This window comes from Flavobacterium limnophilum (assembly GCF_027111315.2).
GTDB classification, from domain to species: Bacteria; Bacteroidota; Bacteroidia; order Flavobacteriales; family Flavobacteriaceae; genus Flavobacterium; species Flavobacterium limnophilum.
The window spans coordinates 4,161,161-4,180,646 of sequence record NZ_CP114289.2; the positions used below are offsets into that span (position 1 = coordinate 4,161,161).

16 protein-coding genes and 1 tRNA gene are annotated in these 19,486 nt (G+C 37.9%); 7 read left to right on the forward strand and 10 right to left on the reverse strand.

Annotation, left to right across the window (positions count from 1 at the left end):
- Positions 1–10 precede the first annotated feature (10 nt).
- Complete coding sequence (locus OZP13_RS17340; RefSeq protein WP_281298014.1) at positions 11–559, reverse strand: 30S ribosomal protein S16; 549 nt, start codon at positions 557–559, stop codon at positions 11–13.
- 199 nt (positions 560–758) lie between these two features.
- On the opposite strand from OZP13_RS17340, the gene OZP13_RS17345 reads away from it, so the two are divergent.
- Positions 759–1,241, forward strand: a complete 483-nt coding sequence (locus tag OZP13_RS17345) for a DUF6252 domain-containing protein (RefSeq protein ID WP_281298015.1) — start codon at positions 759–761, stop codon at positions 1,239–1,241.
- Between the two features lie 147 nt (positions 1,242–1,388).
- The gene (gene rbp, locus OZP13_RS17350) at positions 1,389–1,745 is read left to right on the forward strand and encodes an RNA-binding regulator (RefSeq protein ID WP_073367298.1); all 357 of its coding nucleotides are present in this window, start codon (positions 1,389–1,391) and stop codon (positions 1,743–1,745) included.
- Between the two features lie 121 nt (positions 1,746–1,866).
- On the opposite strand, the gene leuB is transcribed toward rbp, so the two are convergent.
- The 4 genes from leuB to leuC form a co-directional block, all read right to left on the reverse strand.
- Entirely contained in the window at positions 1,867–2,922 is a 1,056-nt protein-coding gene (leuB, locus tag OZP13_RS17355) for a 3-isopropylmalate dehydrogenase (protein ID WP_281298016.1), read from the reverse strand.
- Between the two features lie 87 nt (positions 2,923–3,009).
- On the reverse strand, positions 3,010–4,533 hold the full coding sequence (locus tag OZP13_RS17360) for an alpha-isopropylmalate synthase regulatory domain-containing protein (RefSeq protein ID WP_281298017.1): 1,524 nt from the start codon (positions 4,531–4,533) through the stop codon (positions 3,010–3,012).
- 131 nt (positions 4,534–4,664) lie between these two features.
- The gene (leuD, locus tag OZP13_RS17365) at positions 4,665–5,261 is read right to left on the reverse strand and encodes a 3-isopropylmalate dehydratase small subunit (RefSeq protein WP_269241363.1); all 597 of its coding nucleotides are present in this window, start codon (positions 5,259–5,261) and stop codon (positions 4,665–4,667) included.
- Positions 5,262–5,342: 81 nt separating this feature from the next.
- Positions 5,343–6,737, reverse strand: coding sequence for a 3-isopropylmalate dehydratase large subunit (gene leuC / locus OZP13_RS17370; protein WP_281298018.1), 1,395 nt, complete (start codon positions 6,735–6,737; stop codon positions 5,343–5,345).
- Positions 6,738–7,380: 643 nt separating this feature from the next.
- Between leuC and dnaE the strand changes: the two genes are divergently transcribed.
- Complete coding sequence (gene dnaE / locus OZP13_RS17375) at positions 7,381–11,907, forward strand: DNA polymerase III subunit alpha (RefSeq protein ID WP_281298019.1); 4,527 nt, start codon at positions 7,381–7,383, stop codon at positions 11,905–11,907.
- Positions 11,908–12,007: 100 nt separating this feature from the next.
- Here dnaE and OZP13_RS17380 read toward each other — a convergent pair whose 3' ends face one another.
- The 4 genes from OZP13_RS17380 to OZP13_RS17395 form a co-directional block, all read right to left on the reverse strand.
- Positions 12,008–13,132: an ATP-binding protein gene (locus OZP13_RS17380; RefSeq protein ID WP_281298020.1), complete on the reverse strand. Its 1,125-nt coding sequence runs from the start codon at positions 13,130–13,132 to the stop codon at positions 12,008–12,010.
- 275 nt (positions 13,133–13,407) lie between these two features.
- Positions 13,408–14,244: an amidohydrolase family protein gene (locus OZP13_RS17385; RefSeq protein ID WP_269241366.1), complete on the reverse strand. Its 837-nt coding sequence runs from the start codon at positions 14,242–14,244 to the stop codon at positions 13,408–13,410.
- Positions 14,245–14,247: 3 nt separating this feature from the next.
- Positions 14,248–15,045 (reverse strand): SDR family oxidoreductase, encoded by a 798-nt coding sequence (locus tag OZP13_RS17390; RefSeq protein ID WP_269241367.1) that lies wholly within the window; start codon positions 15,043–15,045, stop codon positions 14,248–14,250.
- 126 nt (positions 15,046–15,171) lie between these two features.
- Complete coding sequence (locus OZP13_RS17395) at positions 15,172–16,185, reverse strand: zinc-binding alcohol dehydrogenase family protein (RefSeq protein ID WP_281298021.1); 1,014 nt, start codon at positions 16,183–16,185, stop codon at positions 15,172–15,174.
- A gap of 479 nt (positions 16,186–16,664) precedes the next feature.
- On the opposite strand from OZP13_RS17395, the gene trxA reads away from it, so the two are divergent.
- From trxA to OZP13_RS17410, 3 genes are all read left to right on the forward strand, one after another.
- Complete coding sequence (trxA, locus tag OZP13_RS17400; protein WP_281298022.1) at positions 16,665–16,982, forward strand: thioredoxin; 318 nt, start codon at positions 16,665–16,667, stop codon at positions 16,980–16,982.
- A 139-nt stretch (positions 16,983–17,121) separates the two neighbouring features.
- Positions 17,122–18,048 (forward strand): DUF58 domain-containing protein, encoded by a 927-nt coding sequence (locus OZP13_RS17405; protein ID WP_281298023.1) that lies wholly within the window; start codon positions 17,122–17,124, stop codon positions 18,046–18,048.
- Positions 18,049–18,134: 86 nt separating this feature from the next.
- Positions 18,135–18,208 (forward strand) — tRNA-Asp (locus tag OZP13_RS17410).
- 177 nt (positions 18,209–18,385) lie between these two features.
- Here the strand turns inward: OZP13_RS17410 and OZP13_RS17415 are convergent.
- A complete protein-coding gene (locus OZP13_RS17415; protein WP_281298024.1) occupies positions 18,386–18,886 on the reverse strand; it encodes a DUF456 domain-containing protein in 501 nt (166 codons plus the stop codon).
- 80 nt (positions 18,887–18,966) lie between these two features.
- Between OZP13_RS17415 and OZP13_RS17420 the strand changes: the two genes are divergently transcribed.
- The gene (locus OZP13_RS17420) at positions 18,967–19,449 is read left to right on the forward strand and encodes a hypothetical protein (RefSeq protein WP_281298025.1); all 483 of its coding nucleotides are present in this window, start codon (positions 18,967–18,969) and stop codon (positions 19,447–19,449) included.
- The last annotated feature ends 37 nt before the right edge of the window (positions 19,450–19,486 follow it).

Consider the following 19,486-nt stretch of genomic DNA (forward strand, 5'->3'; position numbering starts at 1 on the left):
CCTTCTAAAATTATGCTTCTGGAGTTTCTTCAGCAGCAGGAGCTTCTTCAGCTTCGGCAACAACTTCTTCTTCAACAGCAGGAGTTGCAGCAGCAATAGCATCAGCTTCGGCTTGTGCAGCAGCAGCTAAACGTTTTGCATTTACATCTTGTTCTGCTTTGAAAGCTTTGGCTTTAGCATCAGCTTGCGCTTTTGTTAAACCTTCTTTTTTGGCATCTACTTTTCCAGCTTTAGCCTCTAACCAAGCAGCTAATTTTGCATCAGCTTGTTCTTGAGTCAAAGCTCCTTTACGGATACCTCCATCAAGGTGGTGTTTCAATAAAGCTCCTTTGTAAGAAAGAATTGCTTTTGCTGTATCAGTTGGTTGAGCACCATTGTGCAACCATTTTACTGCGCTATCCAAGTTCAATTCGATAGTTGCAGGGTTTGTGTTTGGATTGTAAGTACCAATTTTTTCTAGGTATTTACCATCTCTTTTTGAGCGAGCATCTGCTGCTACAACCCAGTAAAACGGTTTTTGTTTTTTACCGTGTCTTTGTAATCTAATTTTTACTGACATAATCTAATGATTAAATTTTGAGGTACTCGACCTCGATTAATTAAGGGTGCAAAGATACACTTTTTATCAATAAATACTAATTCCATTTGTATTTTAATGATTGACACTTTGTTAGGATGATTTTGTGCGTTAATTTTCACTTCTATTTCTGTTTTTAAGTCAAAATAATATACTTTTGTGTAGATAAAAGTCCCTTATTATGAAAAAACAGTTTTTATATATATTCTTGTTCTTCGCTTTTATTTCTTGCACCGATGAGGTAAAGTTTAATAATCCTTCATTTGAGGGGCAGAAAGACAATGTGTTTTGGAGGGCAGTTGATTATAAAGCATTTATTGCTGCCGATGGTTCCTTGAGCATTGAAGGATATACCAGAAACGAGGTGTTAACTTTGAAAACTACTTCTACAGCGGCACAAACCTATCCTTTAGGAACAAGCGATTCCAAAAAAGCTACTTATGTTTTGAAGGATGCCAACGGTACAATTACTTTCTCCACAGGATTTGGAATTGGTGAAGGACAAATAGTCATCTCAGAATATGATTCCGTAAACAAGACAGTTTCGGGAACTTTTAAATTTAATGCGGAGAACATTTACAATAATCCGTTAGCTGGGCCAGTTTTGAATTTTCAATATGGTCATTTTTATAAAATTCCTGTAACAACCGAGTTTATTAATTAGTGTAAACATTATAAAAAACTCTTGTAATCAGGGGTTTTGTCTTTCTGTTTTGAATTTTTCTCAAAAATATAAATCATAAATTAACTAATACATAGTAGATTAGAGAAAAATAAGACTACATTTGTCACATATTATAAATAAGTACATATGAATATTTTTGTTGGAAGCCTTCCATTCAGTATTGAGGAAGCAGATTTAAGAGAGTCTTTCGAGGCTTACGGAGCAGTTGATTCTGTAAAAATTATTACTGATAAATTTACTGGAAGAAGTAAAGGATTCGGTTTTGTTGAAATGCCAAATGATGACGAGGCTCAAAAAGCAATTGATGAGTTAAACGGAGCGACTGTTCAAGGTCGTGCTATCGTAGTAAATAAATCTGAGCCAAAACCAGAAGGCGAAAGAAGAAGTTTTAACAGCAACAGCCGTGGTGGAGATTCACGCGGAGGTTACGGAAACAGCCGTGGTGGAGATAACCGTGGTGGTGGAGATAGAGGAAGATACTAACATTTTCTTTTAAAAACATAAAAAAAGGTGTCAATGAAAATTGACACCTTTTTTGTTATATCCTATTTTGGATTTATTATGGTAGGGACGTTGCATTGCAACGTCCCTACCATTAATTATATTATATATTAGCTGCTAACCAATCTCCAACTTCTTTTGTGCCATAAGCTTTGCCACCATCTGCTAAATCTTCTGTGACAATTCCTGCCTCTAAAGCTTTGTTAACAGCATCTCTCATTGCTTTTCCTTCTTCCATTAAACCAAAGTTTTCAAACATCATGGCAGCAGATAAAACAGTAGCCATTGGGTTAGCGATATTTAAACCAGTTGCTTGTGGATACGAACCGTGAATTGGCTCAAACAAAGAAACCTCAGCCCCCATAGATGCTGATGGCATTAACCCCATAGATCCAGAAATCACAGAGGCTTCGTCTGTTAAGATGTCTCCAAATAAGTTTTCGGTAATCAATACATCATAAGAGTTTGGCCATTGAACCAAACGCATCGCAACGGCATCAACAAATTCGTAAGAAACGGTTACTTCTGGATAATCTTTTTCCATAGCTTGAACAGTTTCTCTCCACAAACGCGATGTTTCCAAAACGTTGGCTTTATCTACACAGCACAATTTCTTGGAACGTGTCATTGCTAATTCAAAACCTTTTTTAGCAAGACGTTGTACTTCAGCTCTTGTGTACACACAGTTGTCAAAAGCAGTATCTCCGTTGTCTCTTCTTCCTTTTTCACCAAAATAAATTCCTCCAGTCAATTCTCTCAAGAAAACTAAATCTGTTCCTTCGATTCTTTCTCTTTTTAATGGTGATTTATCCAATAAAGATGGGAATGTAAATGTAGGTCTTACGTTTGCAAACAAACCTAAGGCTTTACGCATTTTTAACAAGCCTTGCTCTGGACGTACTGGCGCAGAAGGATCGTTATCATATTTTGGGTGACCAATAGCACCAAACAAAACAGCATCAGCGTTTTTACAAATTTCGTGTGTTGAATCTGGATAAGGTTCGCCTACTGCATCAATAGCAGCAGCGCCAGTTAAAGCTGGTTTCCATATGATTTCATGTCCAAATTTTTGTGCAACGGCATCTGATACTTTTACTGCTTGATCAATTACTTCTGGTCCGATTCCGTCTCCGGCTAAAAGGGCGATGTTAAATTTCATTATAAATTATTTTTATTTAAAGATTGAATTATTTAAAGATTTAAAGATTGGAGTTTTAATTTTTCAATCTTTAAATCATTTCATTTTTTAATTAGAAACCAAATTCAGCATTTTTTGTGTTGCCTTGATGGCTGCTACCGTTTGGTCTGAATCAAGACCGCGGGTTTTGAATTCTTTTCCGTTGTTGGTCCATGTAATAATAGTTTCGCACAACGCATCCGAGCTACTGCCTGGAGGAATACGAACTGCATAATCAATTAGTTTTGGCAACGTGAGTTTCTTTCTCTTGTATATTTTGGTCAAGGCGTTCATGAAAGCGTCAAATTGACCGTCACCTTGAGCATGTTCTTCGATAATTTCGCCATCTATTTTCAATTGCAATGAAGTCGAAGGTTGAAATCCTTTGGAATGAACCAAAACATAGGATTGAATAACGATTTTGTCTTCGTAAGTCTGACTGTCTAATACATCGGAAATGATATAAGGCAAGTCTTCTTTGGTAACCGTTTCTTTTTTGTCGCCCAATTCGATGATGCGTTGGGTTACCAATTTCAAATCTTCTTGATTGAGTTGCAATCCTAATTCCTGTAGATTTTTTTCGATATTGGCTTTGCCCGAAGTTTTTCCTAAAGCATATTTTCGTTTTCTTCCAAAACGTTCTGGAAGTAAATTGTTGAAATACAAATTGTTCTTGTTGTCGCCATCGGCATGGATTCCTGCCGTTTGGGTAAACACGTTGTCTCCTACGATAGGTTTGTTTGCCGGAATTCTATAACCCGTGAAGGTTTCGACCAATTTACTTACCGAGTATAATGAAGATTCCTTGATGTTGATTTTTACTTCTGGTATAAAATCATTAATCACGGCAACGGTACTTTCAAGTGGCGCGTTTCCAGCACGTTCTCCCATTCCATTTACCGTAACGTGTAATCCGTTGATGCCTGCTTTTACGGCTTCCATCACGTTGGCGATGCTTAAATCGTAATCGTTGTGTGCGTGAAAATCAAAATGAATTCCTGGATATTTTGCGGTAATCTTGGAAATAAATTCAAAAGTATCAGACGGAATAAGCACGCCCAAAGTATCAGGCAATAATATCCTTTTTACGGGTTGGGTTACTAAAAAATCCAAATATTGAAAAACATAATCCGGAGAATTACGCATACCGTTACTCCAATCTTCGAGATAAACATTGGTTGCAATTCCGTTTTCATTGGCCAAAGCAATAGCTTGTGCAATTTCTGAAAAATGCTGTTCCGGTGTTTTTTTTAATTGGTGGGTCAAATGGTTTAAAGAACCTTTGGTCAACAAGTTTTGAACTTTGGCTCCCGCTTTTTTCATCCATTCGATGGAAAGTCCTCCGTCAACAAAGGTCAATACTTCAACACGATTTTCATATCCTTTTTCCTTGGCCCAAACCATGATGCCTTTGACGCCTTCGAATTCGCCTTCGCTTACACGAGCTGAGGCAATTTCGATACGGTCAATGTTTAATTCTTCTAGCAATAATTGCGCAATGGTTAATTTTTCTGCAGCAGAAAAAGATACTCCTGAGGTTTGTTCACCATCACGGAGCGTCGTGTCCATTATTTCAATTTTTCTTTTTTTCATTTTAATTTGATGCTAGTGTAATTTCACTAATTTGAAATCAGAATACTGTATTTGTATAAAACACTAAAAGCAGTTACTTCGGCAAAACCCAAAAGGGAATGCTTCCGTAACTGCATTTTTTTAGATTTTTATTAGAAAGGAAGCTTGTCAGCAAATGCTACAATATCTCCTTTAATATTTTGCAAATAATCAATATCATCAAAACCATTGATCATATTATTCTTTTTGTATCCGTTGATATCGAAAGATTCTTTTTGACCGGTAGCCAATAAAGTAATGGTTTGTTCCGGCAAATTGATTTCCAATTGTGTGTTTGGATCAGCTTCGATTGCTTTGAAAATAGTTTCTGAAAATTCAGGACTAATTTGTACTGGCAAAACACCAATATTCAAACAGTTTCCTTTGAAGATGTCTGCAAAGAAAGAAGAAACTATAGCTCTAAAGCCGTAATCGTAAACTGCCCAAGCAGCGTGCTCTCTCGAAGAACCTGAACCGAAGTTTTTTCCTCCAACAAGAATTTTCCCGCTGTAAGTTTTGTCGTTTAAAACGAAATCAGCTTTGGGAGTGTCGTCTCCATTGTATCTCCAGTCTCTGAAAAGATTGTCTCCAAAGCCTTCACGTTTCGTGGCTTTCAAGAAACGAGCTGGGATGATTTGATCGGTATCTACGTTTTCTATTGGTAGCGGCACTGCGCTACTCGTAAGGATATTAAATTTATCGTATGCCATTTTTTATTTTATTTATACTGTAATAGTAAGGTTGTGCCTTTTTTACGGTAGTTTTAAATTGTGTTTTTTTGAAACAGTTTTCTAGAATAAATCTCTAGGGTCAGTTAATTTCCCGGTAACCGCTGCTGCTGCTGCCATAATTGGAGAAGCTAACAAAGTTCTTGAACCTGGACCTTGACGACCTTCGAAGTTTCTGTTGGATGTACTTACTGCATATTTTCCAGCTGGAACTTTATCATCGTTCATTGCCAAACAAGCAGAACAACCTGGCTGACGCAATACGAAACCAGCTTCAGTAAGAATATCTAACAATCCTTCTTCTTTGATTTGTGCTTCAACAACGTGTGAACCCGGGACTAACCAAGCGGTTACGTTGTCTGCTTTTTTGCGACCTTTCACGATTTCTGTAAAAGCTCTAAAATCTTCGATACGACCATTGGTACAACTTCCCAAGAAAACATAATCAATTGGTTTTCCAATCATCACATCATCTTCGTTGAAGCCCATATAAGCCAAAGATTTTTTATAAGTTTCCTCGCCACCTTCTACTTGGTCAGCACTTGGAATATGTTTAGAGATACCAATTCCCATTCCAGGGTTAGTACCATAAGTAATCATTGGTTCGATATCAGCAGCATCGATGTTTAATTCTGCATCGAAAACCGCGTCAGTATCGGTTTTTAAAGTTTTCCAATATTCAACAGCTTTTGTCCAAGCTTCTCCTTTTGGAGCATATAATCTTCCTTCCAAGAAGTCGAAAGTTTTTTGATCCGGAGCAATCATACCACCACGAGCACCCATTTCGATAGAAAGGTTACACACAGTCATACGACCTTCCATAGACATATCTTCAAAAACATTTCCAGCGTACTCGGCAAAATATCCTGTGCCTCCAGAAGTAGTCAATTTTGAAATGATGTACAAAGCCACATCTTTTGGCCCAACACCTTTGCTCAAAGTTCCGTTTACGTTGATACGCATTTTCTTTGGTTTTGGCTGCATAATACATTGAGTAGCCATAACCATTTCCACTTCAGAAGTTCCAATACCAAAAGCAATCGCTCCAAAAGCACCGTGAGTAGAAGTGTGGGAATCTCCACAAACGATAGTCGCACCCGGCAAAGTAATTCCGTTTTCAGGACCTACTACGTGTACAATTCCATTTTTTTGGTGACCTAATCCCCAGTGGGAAATGCCATATTCTGCAGCATTATCTTCCAATGCTTTTAATTGATTGGCGGACAAAGCGTCAGCAACAGGTAAATGTTGGTTTATAGTTGGAGTGTTGTGATCGGCAGTTGCAAAAGTACGCTCAGGATATAAAACCTTGATACCTCTTCCTTTTAAACCTAGAAAAGCAACAGGACTTGTAACTTCATGAATGAAATGACGGTCAATAAAAAACACGTCTGGTCCATCTTCAATTTTACGTATTACGTGCGCATCCCATACTTTGTCAAATAATGTCTTACTCATTTTTAATATTTTTTAGTGTATTTCTCTTTTTTACAATTTTGGCATTAGCCCATAATTATAACAATGGCAGCAAATTTATAAAAAGAATTAAAAGTGTCAATTATAGTATTTACTTATATACGATACCCAAAGTCATTTTTACAACGGCGAACTACTTCTGATATTTATTGATGGCTCGGATGTCGTCTTTTATTTTGACTTTAATTCTCTTTTTGATGTTGTTTCTAATGCGATAGTGTTGTTTTTAAATTTTTGCAAATTTATCGCTATTTTGGTGTAAATAAGCAAGTTTGTGGTTGTAAAATGTAACAAAACGTATGAAAATAGTAATAATTTGCAAAGTTTAAGACTTGTGTTTATTATCGAATAAAACACGGATCCTGCTTTTGAAGTCTTCAAACCAGAATTGTTTTGGCTATCGCAAACGATATTTTTTTGATAAAATACTACGACATCCAAAAAATAGATTTTTGGAATTTTTTGTGAATTATGGAATGAATATTTGCTAAAAACAATAATCAGCGTTCCGAGTTTAAAGTCACTTTTTTGTTGATAACTTAGATGCTTTTTTCGGCTAAAAAATTCTAAATTTGGAAACTGCTAAATACAATTTTAGGCAATTGCAAAGCATTAAAATCCAACTATGTACTTAATATTCGATACCGAAACCACAGGTTTACCCAAGCGTTGGGGCGCTCCCATTTCCGATACGGACAACTGGCCAAGATGTATTCAAATCGCTTGGCAGCTCCACGATGATATGGGAAAAGTCATCGAACATCAGGACTATTTGGTCAAGCCGGAAGGATTCAATATTCCGTATGATGCCGAGAGAATTCACGGTATTTCAACAGAACTTGCCGAAGCCGAAGGAATTCCTTTGGCCGAAGTTTTGGAGAAATTCAACATAGCTTTAGGCAAAGCCAAGTTTATTGTGGGTCAAAATCTAGGTTTTGACGTCAATATTATGGGTTGTGAATTTTACAGAATGGGTGTCGAAAGTGCGATGAGTTCGATGCCGATTCTCGATACCTGTACCGAAATTACCGCCTCATTATTGAAATTGCCGGGAGGTCGTGGTGGGAAATTTAAACTGCCTACGTTAACCGAATTACACCAATATCTTTTCAACCAACCTTTTGCGGAAGCGCACAATGCCACCGCCGATGTTGAGGCAACCACGCGTTGTTTTTTCGAATTGATTCGTACCGAAGTTTTCACCAAACAGGAACTGGAAGTTGAGCAGGAATATTTCGAGGATTTCCAATTAAAAAATCCAAGAGAAATTCAGCTTATTGGATTAAAACACATTAATTTAAAGGAAGCTTCGGATAAAATTCGTCAGCAACTTGGTGGGCAACAGGCAACTTCAATATCCAAACAAGAGCTTTCTGATAACAAACAACTATTAGTTGATACCAAGTTTGCGCATTTGCACAATCATACCCAGTTTTCGGTTTTACAATCGACCATTGCCATTGGAGGCTTGGTTTCGGCAACAGCCAAGAATAAATTTCCCGCCGTAGCAATGACCGATACGGGAAACATGATGGGTGCCTTCCATTTTGTGAGTGCGGTGATGAACCACAACAAAGCGGCTTCAACCAAAAACAAAGCGTTGGTCGAAAGCGGCGAAGAAGCCACCGAAACCGAAATCAAACCCATTGTGGGTTGCGAATTCAATATTTGCGACAATCATTTGGACAAAACCAAAAAAGACAATGGTTATCAAGTGGTTTTGTTGGCCAAAAACAAAAAAGGCTATCATAATTTGGCCAAAATGGCTTCCATCGCTTACACGGATGGTTTTTATTATGTGCCTAGAATTGACCGAATCATCGTCGAAAAATACAAGGAAGACATTATGGTTTTGTCGGGAAATTTATACGGAGAAATTCCGGGTAAAATCCTGAATGTTGGTGAAAATCAAGCAGAGGAAGCCTTGATTTGGTGGAAAGCACAATTTGGAGCGGATTTTTATCTTGAAATTATGCGCCACAATCAGGAGGATGAAAATCGGGTAAATCAAACCTTGATTGAATTTTCCAAAAAGCACGATGTCAAGTTAATTGCCACCAATAACACCTATTATTTAAACAAGCAAGATGCCAACGCACACGATATTTTGTTGTGTGTAAAAGACGGTGAAAAGCAAGCCACACCTATTGGTCGTGGTCGTGGCTACCGTTATGGTTTGCCCAATCAGGAATATTATTACAAGTCGGAAGAGGAGATGAAAAAACTCTTCGCCGATTTGCCCGAAGCCATTACCAACATTCAAGAAATAGTAGATAAAATCGAAATATACTCACTTTACCGTGATGTGTTGTTGCCTAAATATGATATTCCCGCCGAGTTTGTAGTTCCCGAAGATGAAACCGATGGTGGCGTTCGAGGTGAAAATAAATATTTGCGTCAGCTGACAATGGACGGGGCAAAAAGACGCTATGGCGAGATTACACCCGACATTCAGGAACGTTTGGATTTTGAATTACTGACTATTTCAAATTCGGGTTATCCTGGTTATTTCTTGATTGTTCAGGATTTCATCGCCGAAGCCCGGAAAATGGATGTTTCCGTTGGTCCCGGTCGTGGTTCGGCGGCGGGTTCAGCTGTGGCGTATTGTTTAGGAATCACGAATATTGACCCGATTAAGTATGATTTGCTTTTTGAGCGTTTCCTGAATCCGGATCGTGTGTCGATGCCCGATATTGATATTGATTTTGATGATGAAGGCCGAAGTCGCGTAATGGATTATGTAATCCAAAAATACGGCAAAAAGCAAGTAGCACAAATCATCACTTATGGTAAAATGGCAACCAAATCAGCCATTCGCGATACGGCTCGTGTACTCGATTTGCCGCTTTTTGAAGCCGATAGAATTGCCAAATTAATTCCGGGAATGATGCCGTCCAAATGGAATTTGGCTCGTTTTATTTCCGAAAAAGAAGACGATGTCAAGAAAGCGTTGCGTTCGGATGAATTCGAAAGCGTGAAAGAATTGATTGCCATCGCCAACGGAGGTGACTTGGCTGGAGAAACCATCCAACAAGCCAAAATACTCGAAGGTTCAATGCGAAACACGGGTATTCACGCCTGTGGAGTAATCATCACGCCCTCGGATATTACGAATTTTGTTCCCGTAACTACCGCCAAGGATTCGGATTTATATGTCACCCAATTTGACAACTCCGTTGCCGAAAGTGCCGGATTGTTGAAGATGGACTTCTTGGGTTTGAAGACCCTGACTTTGATAAAAGATACCGTAAAACTGGTTAAATATCGTACTGGAATCGAACTCGATCCCGATACTTTCCCGATTGACGATGTCAAAACGTATGAACTTTTCCAAAGAGGAGAAACCGTTGGAATCTTCCAATACGAGTCCCCCGGAATGCAAAAGTACATGAAGGATTTGAAGCCCACGGTTTTTGGGGATTTGATTGCGATGAATGCCTTGTATCGACCAGGTCCGTTGGAATATATTCCGTCTTTCGTTCGAAGGAAAAACGGGGAAGAACCTATCGTGTATGACTTGGATGCTTGCGAAGAGTATTTGGCAGAAACCTACGGTATTACGGTGTATCAAGAGCAGGTAATGCTTTTGTCCCAATCGTTGGCTGGTTTTACCAAAGGTGAAGCAGACGTTTTGCGTAAGGCGATGGGTAAAAAACTGATAGATGTCTTGGCAAAGATGAAACCCAAGTTTGTGGAACAAGCTTCGGCAAAAGGACATGACGCCACAGTTTTGGAGAAAATATGGAAAGACTGGGAAGCTTTTGCGAGTTACGCTTTTAATAAATCGCACTCTACTTGCTATGCCTGGATTGCTTATCAAACGGCTTATCTCAAAGCGCATTATCCTGCCGAATATATGGCGGCGGTACTTTCGAATAATATGAGTGACATCAAGCAGGTTTCCTTTTTTATGGAAGAATGTAAACGCATGGGATTGCAGGTTTTGGGTCCCGACGTGAATGAGTCTTTCTATAAATTTACCGTAAATGATGAATATGCCGTTCGTTTCGGAATGGGAGCCATAAAAGGCGTTGGTTCTGGAGCCGTGGCGACTATTGTCGAAAACAGAAAAGACGGAAAATATAAATCGATTTTTGATTTGGCGAAACGTATCGATTTGCGTGCAGCCAACAAAAAAGCATTCGAAAACTTGGCCTTGGCGGGAGGTTTTGATTCCTTTACTGGAACAATACGAGCCCAATATTTTCACGATGATGGCGACGGAATTACGTTCTACGAAAAAGCCATTCGTTATGGAGCCAAGTTTCAGGAAAACGAAAACTCATCACAAGTGAGTTTGTTTGGCGAAAGCAGTGATGTCCAAATTGCCGAACCTGTTGTGCCGCCTTGCGAGGATTGGAGCACGATGGAAAAACTCGCCAAGGAAAAAGAAGTAGTCGGGATTTATATTTCAGGACATCCATTGGATGATTTCAAGTTTGAGATGAAATATTTCTGTAATTCTAAATTGGAAAGCTTGAAAAATTTGGAGCTTAATGTTGGAAAAACGCTTGCTTTTGGGGGTATTGTTTCCAACGTTCAAAGGAGAATTGCCAAGAACGGCAAGGAATGGGCGATTTTTAACTTGGAAGGCTATGATGAAAGTTTTGAGTTTAAAATTTTCAATGAAGACTATTTGAATTTTCATCGCTACTTGCTTCCCAATAATTTTGTTTATTTCAAAATTCTAATCAAAGAAGGTTGGGTCAATAAAGATACAGGCAAAAAATCGGATCCAAGAATTCAGTTTACTGATGCAAAACAATTGCAAGACATATTGGGTATTTTTGCCAAAAAACTAATCATTCACTTGAATATAAAAGACTTGCAGACGGATTTAATTCACAAATTACATTCTGTTTTTCAAGAAAACAAAGGTGACAATCAAGTCACGTTTGAAGTGATGGAATTGGAAACAGTCAAAAAGCAAGTGGAGTTGGCACCAGTAGAAATTGATGTGGACGAAATTGTTATGGACGAAGACGGAGATATTTTAGAAAACGGAAATGCCGCAACCATTGTGACAAATGAAGTGGACGAAATTAAAGTAATCACAAAATTATCAATGCCAAGCCGAAAATTAAAAATCAAGATTTCAAATGAATTGTTGGTGGAATTGGAAAAAATGCAGCTTAACTTTAAGTTGAATTAAAGCGATTCACATAATTTCAAATAATAAAAATGCTGGCAGAAAACTTATTTCTGCCAGCATTTGTTTTTTAACCCCACTATTGAGATATTTTTAGCACGGATTACAACAAAAACTCCTCATAATTTTCAGGCGAAACTATTCTGGAGGTTACATTGGCATAATTTGTCGAAAAAGTGACTGGGATTTTATACCTAGTTTTAGCATTCCATTTTATTTCGCAAGCCAAAATCTGGTCTTCGTTTTTTTCAATATAATCTATTTCTTGTTGTTGCGTGGTTCTCCAAAAATAAGGACTGGCTTCATTTTGTTGAATATTCAAATGTTTGATGCGTTCGCTTATAATATAGTTCTCCCACAAACTTCCAACATCGGTTCTTTGCGTCAAAGGATTGAAATTTCCCGTAACCGCATTGATAATTCCGTTGTCATAAAAATAGATTTTTTTGCCTTTCTTGATTTCATTTCGAACATTGTTGGATAAAGCAGGAAGTTTAAAAACCACGAAAGCTTTTTCGAGCAAATCAATGTATTTTTCAACCGTTTTGTTGTCAATTTGAATCAGTTTGCTCAATTCATTGTAGTTGACTTCACTACCCACTTGCAATGCCAATGCTTTGACAATTTTTTGAAGTAATACCGGTTTTGAAATTTGATCCAGCAAGAACAAATCTTTATACAAATAACTGTTGGCGATGAGCTTTATGTGTTCTTTGGCGTCTATAGGATTGGTTATTATTTCGGGATAATTACCATAGATAAGACGTTGTTCCAAAGCTCTTTTTTCTTCCAATAATCCGCTATGGGCCACCATTTCTGAAAAGGTTATTGGATACAAAAACATTTCGTACTTTCTTCCTGTTAAAGGTTCGTTGAGTTTGTTTGCCAATTCAAAACTGGAAGAACCCGTAGCAATAACTTGCACTGATTTAATTTGATCGACAATTATTTTGAGTACAATGCCAATATTGGTGATGCGTTGCGCTTCGTCTATTACTAGAATTTCGTTGTCGCCAATGATATTTTTTAGTTTGGTAACGTTTGGACTTTCGAATAAAACAAGCACATCCGACTCGTCTCCGTTTAGGAAAAGTGTTTTTTTATTTAAGTCGGCAATCAAGTTTTGGACAAAAGTAGTTTTTCCTACTTGCCTTGGTCCAAAAACCAGTAATGCTTTCCCTTTGAATAATCGTGCTTTGGCGTAATTGGTTTGTTCTCTTCTTACCATAACGAATTGATTTTGAAGAAACAAATATAGTCAAATCGATTATGATTCCAAAATTATTATGTTTTTATTGGATTTGATTCCAAAATTATTATGTTTTTATTGGATTTGATTCCAAAATTATTATGTTTTTTTATTAAATTGCTTTGTTGGGTTGCTGTTTTTTAAGTTTCATTTGTCGAATTGAAACGTAAGAATCAAATTTAATTTTAATAAAAAAAAACCTGCCAGCGTTTTAAATGCAGGCAGGATTATAAAGAATTATTTTTTAAAACGAATTAAAGGTCAAGTCCATAAAACCGCTCTGCATTCCTGAACCAAATCAGTTCCTGTTGGGCAATCGGCAATTGGGCGATGTAATCTTCTAGGGTTTTTACAACTAAATCATATTCGGAAGCGACTAAACAAACTGGCCAGTCGGAACCGAACATCAATCTTTCGGGAGTGAAGTTTTCGAAAACCACGTCTAGGTATGGTTTTAAATCATCGGGAGTCCAGGTTTTCCAATTGGCTTCGGTGACCATTCCTGAGATTTTGCAGAGTACATTTTCGGCTTTCGCCAATTCAATAATGTTTTCTTTCCAAGATTGGATTTCTCCTGATTTGATGTCAGGTTTGGCAATATGATCCAAAACAAAAGCTTGGTTCGGGAATCGGTTTGCCAAATCAATGGCTGCGGGTAATTGACGATGGAAAACAAGAATGTCGTAAGTGTAATTATGAGCTTTTAAAGCGGCAATTCCTCGCCTGAAATCGTCACGAAGCATAAAATCATCGGCTTCTCCTTGCACCACGTGTCGGAAACCTTTCAGTTTCTTTTCAGTTGTGAAAAAATCCAAACGATCGGCCACGTTTTTATCCAACAAATCCACCCAACCCACAACGCCTTTGATGAAATCATTTTGCTTTGCCAAATCCAATAGGAAATGGGTTTGTGCTTCGGTTTGGTCTGCTTGAACGGCAACACAACCTTTGAAGTTGTTTTTCTCCAAAACCGGCGAAAGGTCTTTAGGTAAAAAATCCCTTTGAATTCGTTGCATACTTTCGTCAATCCAGCTGTCGCGAACGGGATCAAATATCCAGAAATGTTGGTGGGAATCTATTCTTTGGGACATGTTTTATTCTAAATCATTAATTAAGGAACGATCCAAATGCACGTAACCACCATCGACAAAAACAAATTGTCCCGTAGTGTGAGAAGAACGTTCGGAAATGATGAAAAGAGCTGTGTCAGCAAGTTCCACGGTTTTGGTCATTCGGCCTTCAAACGGAATACTTTTGTTGATTTTTGCCAAAGTAGCTTCGCCATCTTCAAGGGTTTTTATCCAATCTTCGTAGGCAGGAGTGTAACTTTCGGCAATGATTAATGCATTCGAACGAATACCAAATTTAATCAAGTCCACTGCCCATTCTCTGGTTAATCCCAAAACTCCACCTTTGGCAGCAGCATAACCTGAAGTTCCTCCTTGGCCGGTTAAAGCTACTTTGGAACCGATGTTAAGAATGTTTCCTTTGGATTCTTTAAGATAAGGAAGCGCAAATTTCGTTAGTAAAAAATAACTCACGACGTTCAATTTCAACGAGTCCATAAATTGCTCGTAAGAGGCATCAAGACCTGCGCCATCGTTAACGCCAACATTGTTGATAACGGCATCAATTCTCCCGTATTTCTCCACGATTTTTTTGACCGCATTTTCCATTTGAATTGGGTCAGTCACGTTGGTTTGCGCAAAAAGGGAATCGATTCCTCTTTTTTGAAGATTGGCAACATATTCGTGTCCGCGGTCATTTCTGTCCACCAAAACAGGAATTGCTCCTTCGTCGGCCAGCCTATTGATTATGGTTTCGCCAATGCTTCCCGCTTTTCCGGCAGAACCTGAAACCACTATAATTTTTCCTTTTAATCCTAAGTCCATAAAAAGTTTTTTTTATTTAGTTTAATTATCACCATTTAATTTTTGGCGGACTAAATGTATTTATTTTGCCGTAGATTACGCAGATTAATTTTTTAAAATATTTGTAATCTGTGGTTTGTCAAAATGTTAGTCTAGCTCAATAATAGCTTTGATGACATTGTTTTTTGGGTCAATCCATTTATCAAATTCGCCAATCATATCTTCAAAACTAGCTCTGTGGGTGATGTATTTGCTTGGGTCAATTTTTCCGGATTTCAAACATTCCATTACGTAGTTGAAATCGTCCGTGGTGGCATTTCTACTGCTCATCAAAGTGGATTCGCGTTTGTGGAATTCGGGATGACTAAACGCCAATTCTCCTTTTTGTAAACCAACCAAAACGAAACGTCCTCCGTGAGACATATAATTGAAAGCGGAATTCATCACGTTGCGGTTCCCTGTGGCGTCAATCACGACAGTTGGCATATTGCCGTTGGTGAATTCTTTTAGTTTTTCCACCACGTCTTCGTTCATCGGGTTGATAATTTCATCGGCACCCAATTCTTCTTTGCAAAAATTCAATCGGTATTGGTTTATGTCCATGGCGATTACTTTGGCTCCGGCAATTTTAGCAAAATTGATTAATCCAATTCCAATAGGACCAACGCCCATTACCAAGACGGTGTCTTTTGCTTTTACGTCTGCTCTGCGAACACCGTGGGCTGCGATGGCCAAGGGTTCAACCAATGCCAATTGGTCGTAATCCAATCCTTGTCCGTCAAGTAAATATTGTTGTGGAATAGTAATATATTCCGTCATTCCGCCATCGATGTGAACGCCAAAAACCTTGATATTGGCGCAGCAATTGGTTAATCCATTGGTGCAAGCGATGCATTTTCCACAGTGGAAATAAGGAATAAAAGTTACTTTATCGCCTTTTTTAAATCCTTCAACCTCGCCTTCAATGTATTCTGCGGCAAGTTCGTGGCCTAAAACTCGAGGGTACTCAAAATAAGGTTGTGTCCCTCCGTATGCATGAATATCTGTTCCGCAAACTCCAATTTTGCGTATTTTCAGGAGCACTTCTCCTTCTTTTCGAACAGGCATTTCTCTTTCTTTCATCAAAAACTCGTGCGGTTTTTCACAAACTATGTATTTCATTTTAATCTATTTATTAATTGTTTTTTAAATTTTGTATTCAGTAATAGACTTTTATGGTCAAGAATTTTATTTTGTGATAAATGTAATTAGTGATATGTTCAGTAAATCGACTAATGAAAATCCTTTAAAAATAAATGTTTAAATTACACTTACAAATATACTAAGATTAATTAAACTATTGGCTTAACCTTTTAAATATGACAAAATATCTCTTATATGTTTGCTTCGATTTGCTTTGTGTTTAAGTCTTGTTTCTTTCCAAAAAAAGATCAATGAAATGGTCTATTTGTGTCTCAATTTTCGATTGTTCTTATTTGTGTTGGAAAAAAGAAACAGCAGCTTGATTTAAAATAACAATTGGCAATACATTCATAGCTAAAACTAATTTATAAATAGTGTTTGGTTTGGTTTAAATTTCTAAATTTGTACCCAGTTTGAAAACGTAAAAATTCAAGCTTTAAACCTTAAACAAAGATATTATGGCATTAGCAATAACAGACGCTACTTTCGAGGAAGTGGTTTTGAAGTCAGATAAACCAGTAATGGTAGATTTTTGGGCAGCATGGTGCGGTCCGTGTAGAATGGTAGGTCCAATCATCGACCAAATCAGCGAAGAATATGCTGGTAAAGTAGTCGTTGGTAAAGTGGATGTTGACGCCAATCAAGAATTTGCCGCAAAATACGGCGTGAGAAACATACCTACAGTATTGGTTTTTCATAACGGAGAAGTAGTGGGAAAACAAGTGGGTGTGGCTCCAAAACAAACCTACTCAGACAGTTTGGATGCATTGTTGTAATCTGTAAGATTATGATTTATATATGGAAAGGTTTGACGAAAGTCAAGCCTTTTTTATTTCAAAAAGGTTAAAAGATAAACTAAGCTGAGGTTTAATCTTTTAATTTTTAAATTATTCAATCTTTTAATACATTTGAAAGATGAAGATAGAATCACAGATAGAAAAAATTTCCAGTTTTCAGCACCTCGAAATGTTGGCCAACCAAATTGTGGAAGGTTTTATTTCGGGTATGCACAAGAGTCCTTTTCACGGTTTTTCAGCCGAATTTGCCGAGCATAAAGTCTATAACACCGGCGAAAGCACCAAACACATCGATTGGAAATTGTTTGCCAAAACTGATCGGCTGTACACCAAGAAATTCGAGGAAGACACCAATTTGCGCTGCCACATCATCATCGACAATTCCTCGTCGATGCATTATCCCAAATTGGAAAACCCGGAGAAGTTTTTTCATAACAAGATTGGATTTTCAGTTTTAGCGTCAGCTGTTTTGATGAATATTCTAAAAAAACAACGCGATGCCGTTGGTTTGAGTGTTTTTTCGAATACTTACGAATATTATGCTCCCGACAAAGGAAGCGATCGTCATCATCGAATGGTTTTGAACGCCCTGGAAAATCTTTTGGAAAAACCGAAAGTTCAAAAAAGCACGGACACCATAACATTCCTGCATCAAATAGCCGAAAAAATCCACCGTCGTTCGATGATCATCTTGTTTACGGACATGTTTCAATCTGGCAATGAAGAAGCCTTGTTTGACGCCTTGCAGCATTTAAAACACAACAAGAACAAAGTAGTCTTGTTTCACGTTATTGACAACAAAACCGAATTGAATTTTGACTTTGACAATGCTCCAAGGAAGTTTATCGATATAGAAACTGGTGATGAAGTCAATCTTTTTGCCGAAAATGTGAAGCAAGAATATGAAAAAGGAGTCAATTCATACTTCAAAAAACTGGCATTGACCTGTGCCCAGAACAAAATCAAGTACATTCCTGTGGGTGTTGGGGAAAATTTTGAAAAAATTTTGACTACATATTTAGTTGAAAAACAAAACTTTGGATAAAGGTTCGAAAAAATATTTAAAATTCTCTGCAGAAAGGCTTGCGTAAACGAAAATCTATTGTATCTTTGCCACCGCAATAAAGCAGAGGTTTGGTAGTTCAGTTGGTTAGAATACATGCCTGTCACGCATGGGGTCGCGGGTTCGAGTCCCGTCCAGACCGCTAAATTGGGTAAAAGCGATTCAGAGATGAATCGCTTTTTTGCCCAATAAAAGCATCTAAAATAGTTGTGTTGTTTTCGTCACGCCCTTGTAAAGCGTGGCCGGTTTAGTAGTTAGACCAATGAAAAGCTTTCCACTTTGTGGACAGCTTTTTTGATTTTAAGCTTGGTTCTGTTTTTTAAAACAATTCGGATTTATATTCCCAAGCAATCCAAAAGAACATTCCCAAATATATCATGCAGATTACAAACTTCATAAAAGTGCCAGCCAGAAAACCTATAAAGGAGCCTGTGGCAGCCTTGAATGCGCGGTGATGGTCTTTGTTGTCGTAAATAAGTTCGCCGACAAAAGCGCCAATAAAAGGGCCGATAATAAATCCGAATGGGATGGGAGCAAAAATTCCCACTATCAAACCAATGTTGGTCCCCCAAATACCATAAGAACTTCCTCCAAATTTCTGGGTTCCCTTGGCCGGAATCACATAATCCAAGACCGTAATTGCCGCAGTAATCAAGAAGCTAATTCCCAGAATCCAATAATTGGCAGGGACGGCATTCGTGAAATAAAGCAATACCAATCCAATCCAACTCAAACTTGGTCCAGGCAAAACAGGCAAAAAGCTTCCGAAAATACCCAGAACCATAAGTGCAAAACCAATAATCAGGAGCAGTAAATCCATAACATATTTTTTTAGTATTTTTGAAAATTAAAGCAGTACTTTTAAACCAAATTAAAACAGCATTTGTTCCGTTAACGAATATGAGGAAAATTATTCTAATATTATTTTTTTTGTCACAACTTTTTAGTTCCTGTCAATATTTCGACAAGCAAGTGCCTTCTGAAAAGGAGTTGTTGCAAAAGGAATTGAAAGCCATCAATTGGAAAGAAGTCGATGAATTTCCGTCGGTTGCCGGTTGCGAAAAAATAGAGGATAAAACCCTGCGCCAACAATGCTTTTTCGAATACATGACGCAGCTAATCCAGCAAAAATTAAGTGTTGACACCCTGTCGATTCTTTATCCAGAATTGGACACAATAGAAGTAAAAGTTACCGTTTGCCCAAACTCAAGACTTATATTTGAACCCCTATTTCCCAAAGATTCCGTGGCTTATGATACCGTAAAAATCGACAGTATTCTCAAAGCACGTTTGGTTGGATTCCCCAAAATAAATCCAGCCATAAAACGAGGAATCCCGGTAAAAACACAATTTATTCTTCCGGTTATCCTAAAGGTAGAATAGTTTTTCGAGGAGCTATTTACTTCGTTAGTTTGCTTTG